This is a genomic window from Chryseobacterium sp. VD8, assembly GCF_037149975.1.
GTDB lineage: Bacteria > Bacteroidota > Bacteroidia > Flavobacteriales > Weeksellaceae > Chryseobacterium > Chryseobacterium indicum.
Genome location: NZ_JBBCQL010000104.1, coordinates 1 through 14,784, shown reverse-complemented (window position 1 = coordinate 14,784; position 14,784 = coordinate 1). Strand labels below are relative to the sequence as shown.

The following is a 14,784-nucleotide window of genomic DNA, read 5'->3' as shown; positions in this document are numbered from 1 at the left end:
GCAAAATTTTCTTCTCCTACAGAATTTTTGTCTGCATCCGGAGCCGGATTACAGAAGTCGATTGCATAAGGAATTCCGTCTCTTACCGCGAATTCTACCGTGTTGAAATCATAGCCAAGCGCTTCATTCATTTTGATGGTGTAGTCGTGAATTGTTTTTAATAATTTTTCCAGTTCTTCACCCTGCGTCTGATGTGTAGTTGCATATCTCAGATGATGAGGATTTCTCGGCTCATAAGGCATGATATGAACATATTTTTTGCCTAAACAGTATACTCTGTAGTAATCGTCAAAGATAATTTCTTCCTGAACCATCATAACCAACTGCTCAGTTTCGCTTAATTTCGACCAAAGATCCTCTGGATTTTCCACGCGGTATACGTTTCTCCATCCGCCTCCGTCATGCGGTTTCATGTACGCAGGAAAACCTACATAATCGAAAATATAATCCCAGTCGTGAGGGAATTTCAGGTTTCTGAAAGAAGTTTCTGAAGTATTTGTCGGTCTTTCGTGAGACGGAAGCAAAACTGTTTTCGGAAGCGGAATTCCCAGTTTCGTCATTAAAGCGTTATTAAAAAACTTTTCGTCTGCGCTCCACCAGAAAGGATTGTTGATGACATACGTTCCGTTCAATGCTGCATTTTTCAGGTACGCTCTGTAAAAAGGCACATCCTGCGAAATTCTGTCGATAATTACAGCATATCCGTAATCTGCGCCCTGTTCAAGTTTATCGATATGTACAGGTTCTGCGATGATTTCTCCGCCTCCCAATTCGTTAACTTTATCAATAAACGCCCAAGGAAACGTATCTTCCATACCGAATAGAATTCCTACTTTTTTTGCCATAAATGTATTTTTTAATGTTGTATTTTAATATTAATTTTTAAGTTTTTAAGAAAAGAATGCTCCGATAAAAGTTGGGAAAACCATTCTCCAGAGCGGCCAGTCGTGGTTGATCCACTTTCTTTCATCATACCAGAAATCAATGCCTTTGGAAGCTAAAATTTCTGCCATTTCCACGTTTTTATCTTTACAGATATCCTGATCGGAAGTACTCAAAACAATATGCATATGTTTGTATTTCCATGCTTCATCATTTCTTACAAATTCGCGCGGACAGTTGAAATATACCAGCTCATCGGAATAGCCGTCCATAAAATTTCTGATGCTGAATGCTCCGGACAGGCAGAACAGATGCGAAACAACGTCCGGAAAACGGAAAGCAAAATTAGCCGCATGATATCCACCGAAACTGGCTCCCGCTACCGCAATGCGATGCGTTTTGTGCATTTTCTGGATGTAAGGAACAAATTCCTGAATCAGAAACTGAACATATCTTTCATAATTTTTAATCCTTTGCTGAGGAGAAATATTATTGTCATAAAAACTCCATCCGTCTATGGTCTGAACGTTGTACAGTTTTACTTTTCCCTGTTCTATAAACCAGTTGATGCTTCCGTTAAGATGAAAATCATGGTTTTGGGTATACTGTCCCTGTGAAGTCGGAAACATGATGATCGGATAACCGTAATGTCCTGTAACTTCCACTTTAAGACTTGTTCCTAGTATATGTGAGTAATAATCTGTATGCTCTATCTGTGGCATTTTTTTTCGTATTTGGGTTTAATCATTAAATTGATAATAAGGTTTACCTTTCCATTCTCCTGATTTAATTGTATCTAAAGTACTTCTTAAAGCAGAGCCTTCGTGTAAACTTAATTTTATAAAATCAATAATTTCTTTGATGTTAATTTCTCTGTTCAAATTATGACATGGGTTTGTCTTTCGGCGGAAGAATATTCAGTAATTCAGCATGAATTTTTTCGGCTGCCGTGTCTAATCTTTCCTGTACGACTACTGAGTCTTTCGATTTGTAAACGATTCCGACATGATAATCGATAGGCAGGAATTTTACAGCCTCTTCACATTCAAACTGATTGTAATCCGGCTCTTTGTCTTTAATTAAAGCGACAATAAGTCCCGAATAATATCCTGTAGGCTTAGAAACCTCATAGTTTTTTCCTCTTAATAAAGCATCTTCAATTTTCGCCCATTCTCTCCAGATATTGATGCTGCTCGATGCTTCTACAAGATCCGGAATATGTGCTCCTCCCACTCTTGATGAAGTTTCAAGGAAATAATATTTCCCGTCGTCTTTGCTGCGGATAAATTCTGTGTGTGTTGCACCGTTGATTAGTCCGAAATTGGATAAAACTTTCGAATTGACCTCTTCAAGAGCCATAAATTCATCAGAATATCTCCCAAGCGTTTTTGTTCTGAAAACGCCTCCTTCATGCGAAACCTGCATCGGCGGAGCCAAATATTTTGAGGCAGAAGTGAAAACAATTTCTTTATTAAAAGTAAGGCTGTCTACATGATAAACATCTCCGGGCTTAAAGCTTTCCAGAAGGAATAAGTGACGCTCTTCCCCAAGATTGTTCAAAGCTTCCCAAAGCTCTTCTTTGGAAGACAGCTTTTTGATTCCCGAAGCAGAAGCTTCAGAACGTGGTTTTAAAACCCACGGTGCAGGAACATCATCAATAAAACGATTAACCTCATCATTATTAAAAACTGCCGTGAACTCAGGAACATTAATTCCGGAATCCTTTGCTTTTTGTCGCATGGCAAGTTTATCCCTGAAATAGCGGTGCGTAGTCTGTCCCATCCCCGGAATTCTGAATGTTTCGCGGATAAGCGCAGCCTTTTCCACATCGTAATCGTCCAGAGCAATGACGGCGTGTACTTTTCTGGTCTGCATGAGATGGGAAAATCCTTGCACGAGATGATCCAGATTCCAGACAGAAGGCTTTACTTCAGGCATATAAAATACCTCATCGATGGCATGCCACGGCCAGTTTTTTTCTTTAAGATTTTCGGATGTTACTAAAATTATTTTATTACCGAGTTTTTTCATTTCATCCATGAAATCATAACCCTTGTAATAGCACGAAATACATACTATTGTTTTCTCCTCCATACAATGTTTTTTAATTTTTGATGAACTTTCAAAAATAAAAACGTTTTTTTATTAATTATTTAATGTTAAAAATTAAAATATTGTGCGCTTTTGAAAATTCTATTTCAATTATACAGAGAATTTTTGTAATAAACTAATTTTTAGTGATAATTTTCGATTAAATCGGCTAATAATTGCACTCCAAATCCCGTTGCAGCCTTTTCTTTGGCATAACCTACATTTCCGAACGCCACTCCGGCAATATCAAGATGCGCCCATTTAGGATGGTTTTCAATGAATTGTTCTAAAAATTTAGCCGCAATAATGCAATCTCCGATAGGTTTCATCGAAATATTCTTAATATCTGCCACATCCGACTGAATATCATCTTTCCAGACATCCCAAAGCGGTAAATTCCAAAGTCTCTGATTGGTTTTATCGCCGGTTTTTATCAGAAGATTTTTCAATTCTTCATTGTTGGAAAACATAGCGCCACACGTATCGCCAAACATCCTTACAGAACTTCCGGTAAGCGTGGCAAGATCGATTAGAAAATCTGTTTTGAAGTTTTTTGCCATATAAGAAAGTCCGTCGGCAAGAATCATTCTGCCTTCCGCATCGGTATTAAGAACCTCAATTGTTTTTCCGTTGTAAGCGGTAATAACGTCACTCGGAAGAAAGGCATTTTCAGAAATAGCATTGTCGGTAACAGGTAAAATAGCAACAATATTAACCGGAAGCTGCATTTCCGCGGCATAAATCAGCGTTCCCAAAACGGCAGTTGCACCGCCCATATCCGATTTCATATAATGCATATTGTCGGGATTTTTCAGAGAAATTCCGCCCGTATCAAACAATACACATTTTCCGACCAAGCCGAAAGTGACTGCATTTTTAACGTTGGTTTTGTATTCAATAATGGTGAATGCAGCATCATAAGCACTTCCCTGATTAACGGAAAGATAAGCTCCCAAACCAAGTTCTTCACACTTTTTCCTGTTAAAAGAAGTGTATTTTAAATCGTATTTTTTGGCTAGATTTTTTAAATATAAACTGAAAGTATCCGGTTTTTTAAGATTGGCAGGTTTGTTCAGCCATTCCTGACAGGCGGTTTGTCCGTTGCTCAGTGCCTCGGCTTTTTTACTGATGGTATCTAATTTTTTCTGGCTTAAATTTTCAAAATGAAGCTCAAATTTAGCATTCCAGAACGCATGCGTTTTTTCGAAAGGATAATTGTAGGTTCCCAGCAATAAACCTTTTGCAAATTCTTCAAATTGCTTCTCATTGATACATTCTGCCACAACTAATGTAGGAACAGGTTGTACTTTCCCTTTCTGCGTCTGGGAAAATTTAACGGCAACCTGCTGAATTTCAAAATTCTGCAAAGTAGATTTTCCTAAGCCTATAAAATAAGTAATACCTTCTTCATGGGCATTCACAAAAACTTCATGCTTTTTACCCGTAAAGAAAGTTGAAATGTTTTTATTGAAATTTTTGCTGGTTTTCGTCCATTCTTCTTCTGTGAAAAGATGAAAAACCTGTGTATAATTTTTATTTTTTTTGTTGATTAATTTCATAATTTAATTTTTAATGCTTTCCTGCTGTGGTTTTACTTCCACCGGATTTTCTGTGTTGTTATAATAAAGCCATTCAATCGCTCTCGGGAATTCCTGCGACCAGTAAAATTCGCTGTGTGTACCTTCCGGATTGATGCTTGTTCTGAATTCAAAATCGAATAGGTTTTTCTTTTCCCAGCGTTTTAAATATTCCTCGAAAATATGGATTCTCTTTACCATTTTTGAGCCTTCCTGACCGCCTCCGTAAAGATAGATTTTCGTTTTAAAAGGAACTCTGAAATTCATCATCGGGAAATTGTTGTTCGGTTCCACCCAAAGTGAAGGCGAAAATATCAATAGTTTGGAGTAGACTTCAGGATAAAGAAATCCGCTGTAAATGCTGATCAGTGCGCCAAGAGAGCTTCCTCCGATCCCGGTGTTGTCACGATCTCTTTTGGTGCGGTAAGTCTGGTCGACATAAGGTTTCAAAGTATCTGTAATGAAGCGGATGTATTTTTTACCTTCCGATCCGTTCGCTACATTGTCGTTATCAAAAATATATTCTTTAATCCTTTCTTCGCTCCCGTGTTCTACTGCAATGATGATGACATCTCCACGACCGTATTCTGAAAGAATGGAAAGTTTCTTATCGATTTCCCAGTTTCCGTAGCCGCTTCCTTCATTAAATAAATTCTGTGCATCCTGAAGATACAGAACAGGATATTTTTTGTCGGAAACATAATAATCATAGGGTAGAAGTGCCCAGATTTTTCTGTAGCGGTCTAACTGCGGAATATAGAATTCCTCCGAAATAATTTCTGCAATCGGAAAATATTCATCCTTGAAAGGTCCCCAGTTGAATCTCCATTTTTCAACGGTATCTGATGTTTTTCCTGAGGATTTTAAAGCTTTTTTGTTCGGAGTGATACTTCCGTATTTATCAAGTTCTACATTTTCCCAACCGCCCTTAGTAAATTTGTATTCAATAACATCCGGCAAAAGCTGATCGTCGATTTCGATAAAATAATTTTGAGAGTCTTTTTGGATCAGTTGAAAGTTGTAGTCTTTCGGATTCCAATTGTTAAAATTTCCTGTGATGTAAACCGTTCGTTCATCACTTTCTGCTGTGTAAAGTTCAAACTTCATCCGTGTTTTTAGTAAAATTAAAGCATAAATTTATAAAAAATCTTTTTAAGACAAATCATTTTAAAACGATAAACACTGAATAAAAAAGCGGTATATTTGATAGAAACAAGTACAGCAAAGAGTTTAACATAATAATTTATTCAAAATTTATTAATGATTATTGCAGATATTTTTTGTAGTTTCAAGAAAAATATAAAAATTAAATCAAAACCGTGATGAATTCGGTTAAAACATACACTCTTTTTACGGATCATGATGTTTATCTTTTCAAAGAAGGTAAGCATTATAAGCTGTATGATAAATTCGGCGCACATTCCGCTGAAAAAGATGGGGTGAAAGGAGTGTATTTCTCTGTCTGGGCTCCCAATGCCAAAAAAGTTTCGGTAATCGGAAATTTCAACAACTGGAATCATAAAGATCATATTCTGTTTCCGAGATGGGACGAATCCGGAATCTGGGAAGGCTTCATTGCAGGTTTAACGCGGGGAACTTTGTATAAATATGCTATAGAAACGCCGCGCGGAGAAATTTTAGAAAAAAGTGATCCTTACGCTTTAAGCTGGGAACAGAATATTCAGGCTGCCTCATTGGTTTCTACCACTTGGTATGAATGGAAAGATAAAGACTGGCTGGAAAACCGCTGGAAAAAAAATACGTTAAATGCTCCGTTGTCGGTGTATGAACTGCATCTGGGATCCTGGGTAAGAGAAGGAAATGATCCGAAAAAGTTTCTGAATTACCGCGATATCGGGAAAAAACTCGTTCCTTACATTAAAGAAATGGGCTTTACCCACGTAGAATTTATGCCGGTGATGGAATATCCTTACGATCCGAGTTGGGGTTACCAGATTACAGGATTTTATGCAGCGACTTCACGTTTCGGTTCTCCGCAGGATTTAATGTCTTTGATTGATGAGCTTCACCAGAACGGAATCGGCGTGATTTTAGACTGGGTTCCTTCACATTTTCCGGGTGATGCAAATGGTTTGCACAGATTTGACGGTTCTTATCTTTATGAGCATGAAGATCGCAGAAAAGGCTTTCATCCCGACTGGAAATCATACATTTTCAACTACGGAAGAAATGAAGTGAAATCTTTTCTGATTTCCAATGCGATGTTCTGGCTGGAACGGTATCATGCAGACGGATTGCGTGTAGATGCAGTAACTTCCATGCTTCACCTCGATTATTCCAGAAATGAAGGAGAATGGGAACCAAATATTTACGGAGGAAATGTAAATCTCGAAGCGAAAGCATTTTTGCAGGATTTTAATACCGCTGTTTATAAAGAGTTTGGAGACAATATTATCACCATTGCGGAAGAAAGTTCGGATTTCCCTATGCTTACAAAGCCTGTTCATGACGGCGGAGTAGGATTCGGAATGAAATGGATGATGGGATGGATGCACGATACGCTGGATTATTTTAAAGAAGAACACGAAAACAGAAAGTTTCATCATCATAAACTTACCTTCGCTTCCATGTATATGTATAATGAAAATTATATGATGCCTTTGTCTCATGATGAAGTAGTACACGGAAAAGCGAGTCTCATCTATAAAATGAAAGGCGATGAATGGCAGAAATTTGCCAATCTTCGCGCTTTGTATGTATATATGTTTACGCATCCCGGAGCAAAACTGCTTTTTATGGGCGATGAATTCGGACAGACCAGCGAATGGAATTTTAAGCAGAGTCTGGATTGGCATTTGCTGGAATATCCTGTTCATAAAGGTTTGCAGACGTTGGTGAAAGATCTTAATCATCTTTACAGATATGAAACGGCTTTCTATGAAAATCAGTTCAGCAGAGATGGTTTTGAGTGGGTGGAAGCAGATGATCTTGAGAATTCCGTGTATGTCTATTTGAGGAAAGGAAAGAAAAAAGATGATGTTTTTATGGTGATTCTCAACCTGAAACCGGAAGTTCTGGATTATAAAATAGGCGTAAATGCAGGAAGTCACTGGGAAATTATTTTTAACTCTGATGATGAACGGTATTCGGGAAGCGGTTATAAACCTGAAATTTTCAGTGAACAGTATGAAGAATATATGAATCACCAGAAATCGATCAATGTAAGTCTACCTCCGCTTTCAGGAATTATTTTAAAAAGAAAAGATAAAAAGTATAATAAGCATAACAGAATCAAACAACATAAAAAGCAATGATTCAGTTATTGGAAATTTTAGGAAAAGACTATGAAAGTCTCAAGGATATAATTACAAGGACAGATTTCGACAGTGAAACTCTGGAGTCGTTTTCGAAAGCCGGAATTAATGCTCCTGTTAGTAAGGTGAAGCTTAATCAGGATTTATATTTTTTTAATTTTAAAATTGAAAAATATAAAATAGTTTTTTTGAGAAATAAGATTTGTCAGATCGATTTTGTCGGAGATAAAAATAAAACTATGGAAATCATAGATGTTCTCAGAACGATGAAGGATTTTGAGTTTAAGTTTATCAGCAGACAGCAGGTTGAAGAGACAGAATGGGAAATAATGGATGACAATACAGAAGAGGAGAGTTTCACGGAATTCAAAAGAAAGCGTTTTGATTTTGATCCTTCTTCTCAATTTGACAGAAATAATATTGATAAATATGGCGTTATGGGTTTTCGATCAGACGAAGTGAATATTATCATTAAAGAAGAATTCATAGAAAGCAGATCTTTTTTTGTATTTGAGATTTATAAAATCCCGAATATTGAAGATTTTAATTAAAATATAAATAATAAACGAGAGAGAAAAAAATGATCATTTACCATCTAAGTACGGAGTGTTATCCGGTAGCAAAAGTAGGAGGCTTGGCAGATGTAGTGGGAGCTTTACCAAAATACCAGAACAAAATTAAAGATATTGATGCGAAGGTGGTTATGCCTTGGTACAACAAATCTTTCGTGCATGATCATGAGTTTGACATAGTTTTTGATGGCTTCATTCATCAGGGATCAAATATGCTTCAGGTGCAGGTTTTAAAGGAAAAAACCAATACTTTGGGCTTTGAGCTTTTTATGGTAAGAATTCCGGGACTTTTAGACCGCGATAATCCTTACGGATATTCAGATGAAAATTTTCAGTTTTTGGCTTTTCAGCACGGCACGCTTCATTGGCTGAGTGCGATGGGAATTCGACCGGATATTTTGCATTGTCATGATTATCACACAGGTCTTGTTCCTTTTATGATTCAGCATTGTCCTGAATTTTCATTTTTAAAAGGCGTAAAAACCATCGGAACCATTCACAATGGTGAATATCAGGGAATGATGAGCTGGGAAATGGCGAATTATATGCCGGCTTTCGATCAGTATAAATGGGGATTGCTGGACTGGAACGGATTCATGAATCCGTTGGCAAGTATGATTAAATGTGCCAATGCTTTTACAACGGTTTCGCAGGGTTATCTTGAAGAGCTTTTTGTAAGTTTCAGAGGTCTGGAAAGCCTTGTTCGTGATGAATTCGGGAAAGCCTACGGAATTATTAACGGAATTGATACGGAAGTCTGGAATCCGGAAACCGATCCGATGCTGGATTTTAATTTTAATGTTAAAAATGCCATTGCCCAGAAGAAAAAAAATAAAGAAAGACTATGTAAAGAATACGGCTTGAAGCTGGAACTTCCATTGTTTGCCTTCATCGGAAGATTTGCCACAGAGAAAGGAGCAGATTTTCTTCCCGACGTAGTCTGGAAAAGCATTAAGCAGAGTTATGGCGCTTTAAATATCATGATTTTGGGATCCGGAAATTCTTATATTGAAAATAAATTGAAAGAGTACGATTATGTTTACAGCAATTTTGCTCTGGATCTTGGATATAAGGAACATCTTTCCCATAAAATATACGCTTCGGCGGACTTTTTGCTCATGCCGTCGAGAGTGGAACCATGCGGTCTTAACCAGATGTATTCCATGAGATACGGAACCGTTCCAATTGTGCGGTATACAGGAGGGTTAAGAGACACGGTAGAAGATATTTCTACCGGAGGAGCAGGAATTAATTTTACGTTTCCGGGAGTGGACGATATTATCCATGCAATGAACAGAGCCTTATTGGTTTACAATAAAAAAGGTGAAATGGAAAATTTAATCCGTGCCAATATGAATTTTGACTTTGCATGGGAAAAATCAGCCGAAAAATACATAGCTTTATATAAGAATTAAATCGTGAAAAAACTGTATTTTCTATTTGCAATAATAATTGTTCTTTCCTGTCATCAAAAAGAGGAAACGATGATCCATAAAGACGGATACTATTGGTTTTTAACTTATGGACTTCCAAATTTTCAGAGAGAAGAAATCGAAAAAACAGTTAACAAAAAATGGAAAATAAAAACAGTAAGAGTTGCAGGATGCGAAGTTACCCAAGAATTGGTGGACAGTGTAAGATCTGAAAATGAAAAAACAGATCTAGCTCTTCAAAAAAGATACGGCAAAAACTGGAAAGATTTATATGATAAGGATATTCAGGATTATACAATGAAACCAGTAGATATCATGGATGTTTTAATCACTAATAAAGTATTCAGAAAAGAACTGGCTAAGCATAAGATTGAGATTGATGATGTAGATAAAGATGCTGAAGAGTTGGGCAGACCGGACTTTTATAAAGTAAATATTAACAAAATATATCCTGAAAACGGGATTGCATTTACAGTAAATGTTGATACAAAAAACAGAACAGTAAACCTAATAAAATAAAACGCAAGATAAACTATGAATCGCAATGTAATTTCCATTGTTTTAGGAGGAGGTAGAGGAACAAGATTGTTCCCACTTACGTATTCAAGATCCAAACCGGCTGTACCCATCGCGGGAAAATACAGATTGGTGGATATTCCTATTTCCAACTGTTTAAATTCAGGATTAAATAAAATTCTGGTTTTAACGCAGTTCAATTCAGCTTCATTAAATTCCCATATCAAAAATTCTTATCATTTTGATATTTTCAGCAAAGGTTTCGTAGATATTTTGGCTGCGGAGCAGAATGTTGAAAACGACAGTTGGTATCAGGGAACCGCAGATGCAGTGCGCCAGTCGATGAAGCACCTTGAAAAATATGATTATGATTACATCCTGATTCTTTCAGGAGATCAGTTGTACCAGATGGATTTCAGGGAGATGCTGAATTTTCACATTGAAAAAGGAGGCGATGTAACCATTGCTACCATTCCGGTGAATGCAAAAGACGCAACAGGTTTCGGAATTCTGAGTTCTGATGATGAAGGAAATATTACTTCTTTTGTCGAAAAACCTACTCATGATCTTTTAGACGGCTTAAAATCTGAGGTTTCTGAAGAAAATAAACATGCCGGAAAAGAATATCTGGCTTCCATGGGAATTTATATCTTCACGAAAAGCATTCTGAAAAAGATGTTTGATGAAGGAGCCGGAGATGATTTCGGAAAAGATATTATCCCGAATTCCATCGGAAAATATACCACTTTAAGCTATCAGTACGAAGGTTATTGGACGGACATCGGAACCATCGAATCTTTCTATGAAGCCAATCTGGATCTTTGTCAGGACTTCCCGCAGTTCAACTTATTTTCTTCTTCGCCGATTTTCACACGCGCAAGAATGCTTCCGCCGTCAAAAGTAAACGGTTCTTACGTAAGCAAGGCAGTTTTCGGAGACGGATGCATTATAATGGCAGATAAAATTGAAAACTCCGTTATCGGAAACAGAACGAGAATAGACAAAGGAAGTACTATTGTGAATGCTTACGTAATGGGAGCCGATTTTTATCAGGATACCACAGAAATCGTAATGAACGACAGAAACGGACAGCCTAATATGGGAATCGGGAAATATTGTTACATCGAAAAAGCAATTCTGGATAAAAACTGCTACATCGGGGATAACGTAAGAATCATCGGCGGAAAACACCTTAAAGATGGAGATTACGGAACACATTCTGTACAGGACGGAATTATTGTGGTGAAAAAAGGAGCCGTTATTAAACCGGGAACTCACATAGGGTAGAAAGTAGAGAAGTGTTGGGTAGGTCTGATTCAATTAAATTCTAAAGAATAAAACAGTCAGATAGTAAACTTCCATCCTCCATACTTCGTATCTTCCAGCTAAAAAATAATTAAAAACAGAGTGATCAGCATATTGGTCACTCTTGTTATTTTCTATACTTTTGTACAATGCGTTTTTTTAAGATCATAGCGGTAGTAATTGTCTTGCTGATTGGAGCTTATGCAGCTTCCATGTATTATTTTGTGGACGAAAGCAAAGATTTCAAAATAGAAAAGGAGATCGATTATCCTTTGGAAAAAGTCTTTTCACAATTCAACAATCTTCAGCATTTTACGCGATGGAATAACTTTTTTACAAGTTCTCAGTCTATTGATATCGATTATTATACGCCGTATGAAGGGCAGGGAAGTTCCATCAGCTACGCAGATCCGAAAAATGATACGGATGGAGAAATGTTTATCCGTTACGAAAACCCGAATAAATCTTTAAGGTATCAGCTTTTTGAAGAAAAAAATGAAAGCCCGACTGTCGTTGACGTTAAATTTAAAGCATTATCCGCTGAAAAAACCAAAATTACATGGGTAGTTCATACGCCTAAACTTTCTGTTTTAAGAAGGGTTGAAAATTTCTGGACCGAAGACCGTTTCGCAGAAAACATCAACAAAAGTATGGTGAATCTTAAAAATGTTTTAGGCAATAAAGTGGAAAAAGACAATCAGATGGCTTCGATAAAATACGACAGTCTGATGGTAGAAAATGAAGAAGAAAAGTTATTGCTAGGAATCAACGTAAGTACTTCCAATAAAAAAGATGCCCTTTACAAAAATATTGTGATGAATTATAATAAAATTTACAATTACACCACAATGGATCTGGGCAAAAAAGAAGATGAATTCGGTTTCCCGATGCTGATTACAGATGCGGACAATTATAAAGACAAAGAAGTGTCCTATTTTCTGGGAATTCCTCTGTCTAAAAAGTTTGGGGTTACGGATAATAACTTCAGTTTCAGAACGATTAGTCCAACCCAGAATTATGTGATCTACTACAAAGGGAATTATGCCGGAAGAGTAAAGGCTATACAACAATTAATCCAGAAAGCCAAGAAAGACGAGATGCGTTTTAATGATATTCGTCAGACTTTTATAGAACGCCCGACGGAAGATCAGGATGTCAATATGAAGCTCTCATTATCAGTATTTAAGTAAATTCTGTAGATTTATTTCTTTTATAGTTTTTTTAATAGTTTAAAGGCTGTTCAGAATCGGTTTTTTTTATTAAATTTGAAGCTTAATTCTACAAACAAATTTTAATAACAGATAAACTGTAATAATGGACAGATTTTCATTCCTAAACGCAGCTCATTCTCAGTTAATTGAGGATTTATACCAACAGTACTTAAAATATCCCGATTCTTTAGAACCATCATGGAAAGCCTTCTTTCAGGGTTTCGATTTTGCTTTGGAGAACTACGGAGACGATGATAACGTTCAATATGTTCAGGCTCCCGCAGTTTCAGCACCTGTTGTTCAGCAGGCAACTCAGGCAGCAACAAACGGAGAAGTTCCGGAACACATCAAAAAAGAATTCAAGGTAGTAAACCTTATTGAGGCGTACAGGACGAGAGGACATTTGTTTACCAAAACAAACCCAGTAAGAGAAAGAAGACATTATACGCCGACTTTAGACATCGAAAACTTCGGTCTGGATAAGTCAGATTTAAATACAAAATTCAACTGTGCGGTTGAAACAGGAATGAAAGGTCCTGCAACTCTACAGGAACTTATCACACATTTAGAGAACATCTACTGCGATTCTATCGGTGTGGAATATATGCACATCAATAATGTTGAAGAAAAAGATTTCATCAAACAATGGCTTCAGGTAAACGAAAACCACCCGAATCTTTCAGCTAACGAAAAAACGGAGATTTTATTAAAATTAAATCAGGCGGTAGCGTTTGAAAATTATCTTCACACCAAATTTGTAGGGCAGAAAAGATTCTCATTGGAAGGTGGTGAAACTTTAATTCCTGCTTTGGATCAGTTAATCTCAAGATCTTCCCAACTGGGCGTAGATGAAGTGGTTTTAGGAATGGCGCACAGAGGAAGATTAAATGTTTTAACCAATATTTTCGGTAAATCTTACAAGCAGATCTTCTCAGAATTTGAAGGAAAAGAATTTGAAGAAGATGTATTCTCAGGAGACGTAAAATACCACTTAGGTTCATCTAAAAAAATCAAAACAGCTTCAGGAGAAGAAGTTTCCATTAATTTAACGCCAAACCCATCTCACCTTGAAACGGTTGCAGCCCTTGTAGAAGGAATCTGCCGTGCAAAAGTGGATGATAAATATAAAGATTATTCTAAAGTTTTACCAATCATTATTCATGGTGACGGAGCAATTGCAGGGCAAGGTATTGCTTACGAAGTTGCACAGATGATGACTTTAGATGGTTACAAAACAGGAGGTACGGTTCATATCGTGGTGAACAACCAGGTTTCGTTTACAACAAATTATATGGATGCGAGATCTTCTACCTATTGTACAGACGTTGCTAAAGTTACAGAATCTCCTGTAATGCACGTAAATGCAGATGATGCAGAAGCGGTGGTTCATGCGATCCATTTTGCGGCTGATTTCAGAGCGAAGTTTGGAAAAGATGTGTATATCGATTTGTTAGGTTACAGAAAGTATGGTCATAACGAAGGAGATGAGCCAAGATTTACACAGCCTAATTTGTATAAAACAATTTCCAAGCACCCGAATCCGAGAGAAATTTATAAAGATAAATTACTGAAAGACAACGTAACATCCAACGATGTGATCGCTAAAATGGAAACAGAATTCAAAGCACTTTTAGATAAAGACTTTGATGCTTCTAAAGAAATTGAAAAGAACGTAATGGACGTTTTCATGGCAGATGACTGGACGAATTATCCGATTGGGAAAAGAGGAGCAGTTCAGGAACCTGTTGATACAAAATATGACCTTGAAAAGCTGAAAGAATTGGCTGTTAAAATGTCTACACTTCCGGCAGACAAAAAGTTCTTAAATAAAATTACAAGACTTTTCGAAAACAGATTAAAAGCGATTGAAGGAAACTCTTTAGACTGGGCTCTTGGAGAATGGCTGGCTTATGCAACGCTTT

General features: G+C 37.0%; 12 protein-coding genes. 7 read left to right on the top strand and 5 right to left on the bottom strand.

Annotation, left to right across the window (positions count from 1 at the left end; translation table 11 throughout):
* The 5 genes from WFK35_RS12605 to WFK35_RS12585 all read right to left on the bottom strand — a co-directional run.
* Positions 1–845 (bottom strand): ATP-grasp domain-containing protein (locus WFK35_RS12605; RefSeq protein ID WP_336732885.1); only part of this gene is annotated, 845 nt, incomplete at its 3' end.
* A gap of 45 nt (positions 846–890) precedes the next feature.
* Positions 891–1,604, bottom strand: coding sequence for an alpha/beta hydrolase-fold protein (locus WFK35_RS12600; RefSeq protein ID WP_336732884.1), 714 nt, complete (start codon positions 1,602–1,604; stop codon positions 891–893).
* Between the two features lie 160 nt (positions 1,605–1,764).
* Positions 1,765–2,976 (bottom strand): ATP-grasp domain-containing protein, encoded by a 1,212-nt coding sequence (locus WFK35_RS12595; protein ID WP_214589921.1) that lies wholly within the window; start codon positions 2,974–2,976, stop codon positions 1,765–1,767.
* Positions 2,977–3,116: 140 nt separating this feature from the next.
* Positions 3,117–4,532, bottom strand: a complete 1,416-nt coding sequence (locus tag WFK35_RS12590; protein ID WP_336732883.1) for a M17 family metallopeptidase — start codon at positions 4,530–4,532, stop codon at positions 3,117–3,119.
* A 3-nt stretch (positions 4,533–4,535) separates the two neighbouring features.
* A complete protein-coding gene (locus WFK35_RS12585) occupies positions 4,536–5,657 on the bottom strand; it encodes an alpha/beta hydrolase-fold protein (protein WP_336732882.1) in 1,122 nt (373 codons plus the stop codon).
* 215 nt (positions 5,658–5,872) lie between these two features.
* Between WFK35_RS12585 and glgB the strand changes: the two genes are divergently transcribed.
* The 7 genes from glgB to WFK35_RS12550 all read left to right on the top strand — a co-directional run.
* Complete coding sequence (gene glgB / locus WFK35_RS12580; protein WP_336732881.1) at positions 5,873–7,825, top strand: 1,4-alpha-glucan branching protein GlgB; 1,953 nt, start codon at positions 5,873–5,875, stop codon at positions 7,823–7,825.
* Positions 7,822–8,376, top strand: coding sequence for a hypothetical protein (locus WFK35_RS12575; protein WP_336688826.1), 555 nt, complete (start codon positions 7,822–7,824; stop codon positions 8,374–8,376). The genes glgB and WFK35_RS12575 overlap by 4 nt, the downstream gene beginning before the upstream one ends.
* Before the next feature lie 29 nt (positions 8,377–8,405).
* The gene (locus tag WFK35_RS12570) at positions 8,406–9,812 is read left to right on the top strand and encodes a glycogen synthase (RefSeq protein WP_336732880.1); all 1,407 of its coding nucleotides are present in this window, start codon (positions 8,406–8,408) and stop codon (positions 9,810–9,812) included.
* A 3-nt stretch (positions 9,813–9,815) separates the two neighbouring features.
* Positions 9,816–10,349, top strand: coding sequence for an FEKKY domain-containing protein (locus WFK35_RS12565; protein WP_336732879.1), 534 nt, complete (start codon positions 9,816–9,818; stop codon positions 10,347–10,349).
* Positions 10,350–10,364: 15 nt separating this feature from the next.
* On the top strand, positions 10,365–11,633 hold the full coding sequence (locus tag WFK35_RS12560; RefSeq protein ID WP_214589914.1) for a glucose-1-phosphate adenylyltransferase: 1,269 nt from the start codon (positions 10,365–10,367) through the stop codon (positions 11,631–11,633).
* Between the two features lie 167 nt (positions 11,634–11,800).
* Positions 11,801–12,841, top strand: a complete 1,041-nt coding sequence (locus tag WFK35_RS12555) for an SRPBCC domain-containing protein (protein ID WP_336732878.1) — start codon at positions 11,801–11,803, stop codon at positions 12,839–12,841.
* A gap of 124 nt (positions 12,842–12,965) precedes the next feature.
* The coding region (locus WFK35_RS12550; RefSeq protein WP_336732877.1) for a thiamine pyrophosphate-dependent enzyme at positions 12,966–14,784 on the top strand (1,819 nt) is incomplete at its 3' end.